The sequence below is a fragment of the Kitasatospora sp. NPDC057223 genome (assembly GCF_042669755.1).
GTDB lineage: Bacteria > Actinomycetota > Actinomycetes > Streptomycetales > Streptomycetaceae > Kitasatospora.
In genome coordinates, this window is sequence record NZ_JBHUWW010000254.1 from 1 (window position 1) to 4610 (window position 4610).

Annotated in this window: 4 protein-coding genes; 3 read left to right on the forward strand and 1 reads right to left on the reverse strand. The window is 77.3% G+C overall.

All coding sequences use genetic code 11. The features are described 5' to 3' along the window. Positions 1-130 precede the first annotated feature (130 nt). Positions 131-976, forward strand: a complete 846-nt coding sequence (locus ACFUK0_RS39500; protein WP_380258807.1) for a sterol carrier family protein — start codon at positions 131-133, stop codon at positions 974-976. Between the two features lie 225 nt (positions 977-1201). Then, positions 1202-3004, forward strand: a complete 1803-nt coding sequence (locus ACFUK0_RS39505) for a hypothetical protein (RefSeq protein WP_380258809.1) — start codon at positions 1202-1204, stop codon at positions 3002-3004. 64 nt (positions 3005-3068) lie between these two features. Here ACFUK0_RS39505 and ACFUK0_RS39510 read toward each other — a convergent pair whose 3' ends face one another. Further along, positions 3069-3947 (reverse strand): DUF3152 domain-containing protein, encoded by an 879-nt coding sequence (locus tag ACFUK0_RS39510; protein ID WP_380258811.1) that lies wholly within the window; start codon positions 3945-3947, stop codon positions 3069-3071. 205 nt (positions 3948-4152) lie between these two features. Here ACFUK0_RS39510 and ACFUK0_RS39515 point away from each other — a divergent pair, with 205 nt between their 5' ends. Continuing rightward, positions 4153-4572 (forward strand): DUF3151 domain-containing protein, encoded by a 420-nt coding sequence (locus tag ACFUK0_RS39515; protein WP_380258813.1) that lies wholly within the window; start codon positions 4153-4155, stop codon positions 4570-4572. The last annotated feature ends 38 nt before the right edge of the window (positions 4573-4610 follow it).

Here is a 4610-nt window from a genome sequence, read left to right on the forward strand (position 1 = left end):
CCCATACCACCCCACCCCCCCTATCCGTTTTTTTTGGTTGTTTGGGGGGTTTTTTTTTTTTTTATACCCCCCCGCGGGGGGGGGGGCCCCCCCCCCCGCGCGGGCCGCCCCTTTCGTTAGCCTCGGGCCCATGCCGTCATCCTCCAAGCCCGCCCGCCGCGTCCGCGGCTACGACCCGGCCAAGGTCGGGGCCGCGCTCGCCGCCCAGACCGGGGCCCTGCGCGCCGCCGTCCGCCGGGTGTGCGCCGACCCGGACGCCGAGGCCCTGCTCGCCCGGCCGACCCGCCTCGGCGGGTGGACGGTGCGCGAGCTGGTCGCCCACCTCGCGCAGCAGGTCGGCTGGGTGCCCCGGCACCTGGACGAGCCGCCGCAGGGCCTGGCGCCGCTCAGCTTGCTGCAGTGGGTCGCGGCCGTCGGCTCGGTCGCTCCCGCGCTCGACGCCGCCGCGCGGGACCGGGCGGCCGGCGAGTTCGGCGCGGACCCCGCGCGGGTGGCGGCGCTGTTCGACGCCGAGGCCGACGCGCTGCTGGCGCTGCTGGCCGGCGGGGCCGCCACCGACCCGGGCCGCCGCTTCGAGATCCGGCTCGGGTCGATGCTGCTCACCGACATGCTGGTCACCCGGCTGGCCGAGACGGTCGTGCACGCCGACGACCTGGCGCACGCGCTGGGCATCGAGGAATTCCCGCACGACCGGCAGGCCCTCGCGGCCGTCAGCAGGCTGCTCGCCGACGCGTTCGCGGACCAGGCGCCCGGCGGGTCGGTCGAGCTGCGCATCCCGCCGTACGCTGTCGTCCAGGGCGTGGCCGGCCCCCGGCACACCCGCGGCACCCCGCCGAACGTGGTCGAGACCGACCCGCTGACCTGGATCCGGCTCGCCACCGGCCGGGCCGACTGGGCGGCGGCCGTGGACGAGGGCGCGGTGAGTGCGAGCGGTGAGCGCAGCGACCTGAGCGGCTACCTGCCGGTGATGGCCTGACGGCCCGGCGTCCTGACGGTCCGACGTCCTGACCGGCCGTCGGTGCGGGCGGACCGGTCCGCACCGGTCCGCACCGGTCCGCGCTCGGCTCGGCACGGTAAGTATGCTCATCGTTCGAGCGGGTGGGGTCGTCGCTCGTCGCTCATCGAACGTCAGGCCCCGGAAAGACTGCTGCCCTTGACCTGCCGGCCAGGGGCAGGACGGACCGGACGACAGGGGCAGGTCATGACGGAGGAAGGGCAGTGGATCCCACCCCTTCGCGCGGGTCGCAAGCCCGCGGGGCTGGCGCTGCTCGGCTGGCTGGCGGACACCCGGGCACCGCGGCTGTGCCGGGTGTCCGGTGCACCCGGCAGCGGCAAGAGCCACCTGCTCGACTGGCTGGTGGCCGCCGGCACGAGTGACCGCACCCCGGCGGACCGGCGGATCCAGGTGGTCGTACCGGCCGCCGGGTACTCGGTGCGCTCGCTGGTCTGGTCGATCGGCTCCCAGCTCGGCGTCGTGGCGGGCACCGTGCCGGAACTGCTGACCGCCCTCGCCGAGGACGGCCGGCCCACGGTGGTCTGCCTGCCCGGACTGAACCGGGCGGCCGACCCCGCCCGGGTCGTGTCCGGGCTCCTCAACCCGCTGCTGGAACTGCCCCAGCTCCGCCTGCTGGCCGAGGCGCCCACCGGCAGCCCGGAGGCCGCCGCCCTCGCCCGCTCCGCCGTCCCCGAACCGGCCGTGCTGGACCTGGACGACCCGCAGTGGACCGACCGGGCCCGCTTCGGCCGCTGGTGCCTCAAGGAGGACGCCGACCCGGCGCACTACCCCAACCCCGGTGCCGCACTGCGGCGTTCGCCCGAGCCCGAGCAGCCCGGCCTGGCCGAGCTGGCGGCCAGGATCCCCGCCAACCCGGACGGGTCCCCCGACCTGCTCGCCGCCGGGCCCGAACTGCTCTCCGAGTTCTGGACGGCCGCCGCCCGCGAGGGCCACGCAGGCCGGCTCCAGGCCGACCCGCTGCTGCTCGCCCTGGCCGGCCCGGTCGCCGTCACGGCCGCGCTGGAGGACGAGGACGGCCCGATCGTCCGCGCCTGGCACGCCGCGGGCCCGGCCCTGATCGGACCGACCTCGCCCGCCGACCGGGCCGCCACCCTGCGCACCCGCCTGCTCGGCGCCGACGAGGCCGCCGCCGCCCGCCTCGCCACCGTGCCCGCGTCGTGGGCCGGGGAGTGGGCGCTCTGGCAGCCCGCCGGGGACGCCTGGCCGGGCCCGGTGACGGCGCTCGCCGTCGGCCACGGCCCCTACGCCGGGCAGCTGCTGGTCGCCGACCCGGCCGGTGAGATCCGCACCCTGGAGGCCGCCACCGGCCGGCCGCGCGGCCGGCTCGTGGTGAACGGCCCCAGGCCGCTGCGCGCGCTGGCGGCCACCGCCGGCGGGACGGTCGTCCTGCTGGACGCCCGGGGCGGCACCGAGCTGCTCCCGCCGGCCCAGCCCGCCTCCGGCCTCGACCCGTACGCGCTGGACGGCGCGCTCGGCCTGCTGCGCAACACCGCCGGTGCCGAGCTCAGTGCGCTGGCCGCCGCCCCCTGCCTGCCGGGAGCGCCGCCCGCCGTCGGCGACGTGCGCGGTGCCGTGCACTGGGCGGAGGGCGGCGCCGTGCTCAGCGAGCGGCTGCACGACGGCCCGGTCACCGCGCTCGGCGCGGCGGCGGCCTTCGGCGGCCCCGGGCCGGCCGCGCAGGGCTTTCCGCTCCTGGTGAGCGGCGGGTTCGACGGCGCCGTCCGGCTCTGGGGGCCGGGCACGGCCCCGATGGCGGAGGCGGTGGACCGGCGGGACTGCCCGGTCACCGCGGTGGCGGTGGTGGTCGGCCCGGCCGGCCCGGTGGTCGCGGCGGCCTGGGCCGACGGGCACGTCCGGGTACGGCGCCTCTCCGATCCGGACGGCGCGCGGAACCTGCGGCTGGGCTCGGCGGTCTGGTCGCTCGCCCTGGCCGGGGACCTGCTGGTGCTGGGGATGCCCGACGGCGTGGCCGCGGTGCGCCCGCTCTGACGACGCCGCCCGGTCCGGCCGTGACGGCGGCCGGGCGGCCGGTGGAGCCGGGGGAGCCGGGGCGTCAGGGGACCGCCGGGCCGCCCAGGTAGACGCCCTTGTCGCTGTAGGGCCAGGCGTTCGCGGCGCAGCCCTTGAGGCCGTATATCTGCTGCATCATCGCCGGGGCCGGCTTGCCCTTGCCCGGGCAGGTCTCGTGCCCGTGGCCGATCCGGTGCCCGACCTCGTGGTTGACGATCAGCGCCCGGTACTCCTCGATCGGCCCGGTGAACTGCGGCGAGCCGGTGTTCCAGCGCTTGAGGTTGACCACGACCTGCTCGCCGACGTCGCAGTTCACCTCGCCGCGGGTGTTCAGCCCGCCGCCCGCGCAGATCCGGTCGGCGGTGTCGGGCGTGGCGATCTTCACGGTGAAGTCGTACGGGCCGGTGGAGACCAGCTGGAAGCCGTTCCTCCCGTCGTTCGTCCAGCCCCGCCGGTCCGCCAGGATGCTCTGGACCTGCGCGGCGGCGGTCTGCGGGTCGACGCCGCTGCCGTCCTCCACCTCGACCCGGTAGCGGCGGACGGTGCCGTGGCCCACCGGGGCGGCCGCGCCGGTGGCGACGGTGAAGGTGCCCGGGCCGTGCGTCGGATCGGCAGCCGGCGCGGTGGCGGGCGGCGGCGCCGGCGGCGCGGTGGTGGCGGCCGGCGCCGCGGAGGATGCGGTGGGCGTGGGCGTCGCGGTACGGGAGGCCGCCGCCTCGGGCGCCGGGGCCAGGGCGGCCTGGCCGGGCGCCGGGTGGCCGGGCGGGTCGTCGGGCAGTCCGAGGGCGTACACCGCGGTGCCGAGGACGGTCACCGAGACGGCCAGGGCCACGGCCGTGCCGGGGCCGATCCCGCGCCGGGCACGCCGCCGGCGGCGCTGAGCGGGTCTCGCGGTGCTCCGCGCGGAGCGGGTTGGTGGCACGTCGTACGCTTCCTGGTCGGCCGGTGGGGCCGTCAAAGCATGCGAACACCTGTGCGCGCCCCCGTCGCGCGCCCACCATGGCACGGGAGCCGCGTCGGTGTCCACGCATCCGCCGTCCGCGGAGCCTCGGCCGTCCGCCGGTCCGGAGCGCGCGGCAGGGGTGCCGGTGGCGACACACGCTCGGCCGAAAGGGCAGACTGCATGCATGAGTATTCACAAGAACCTGCTCGGTGGCCCGGAGCCGACGCTCCTCCCGGAGGAGGAGCAGCCGTACCGGATGCTGGGTGAGGAATCGGCCTCCCCGACCCAGGTCGCGGCGGCGTTCCCGACCTTCTCGCTGGCGTGGGCGATGCTCGCCGACGACGCCTTCGGTGCCGGCCGCACGGTCGAGTCGTACGCCTACGCGCGGACCGGCTACCACCGCGGCCTGGACGCGCTGCGCCGCAACGGCTGGAAGGGCCACGGCCCGGTGCCGTGGGACCACCGCGCCAACCGCGGCTTCCTGCGCTGCCTCGCCGCGCTCGCCCGGGCGGCGGACGCGATCCACGAGACCGAGGAGGCGAACCGCTGCTGGGAGTTCCTCAAGGACAGCAGCCCGGAGGCGTACACCGAGCTCAAGCAGTAGTCACCCGAGCCGGAACGCGTCGAGCCCCCCGGCAGGCC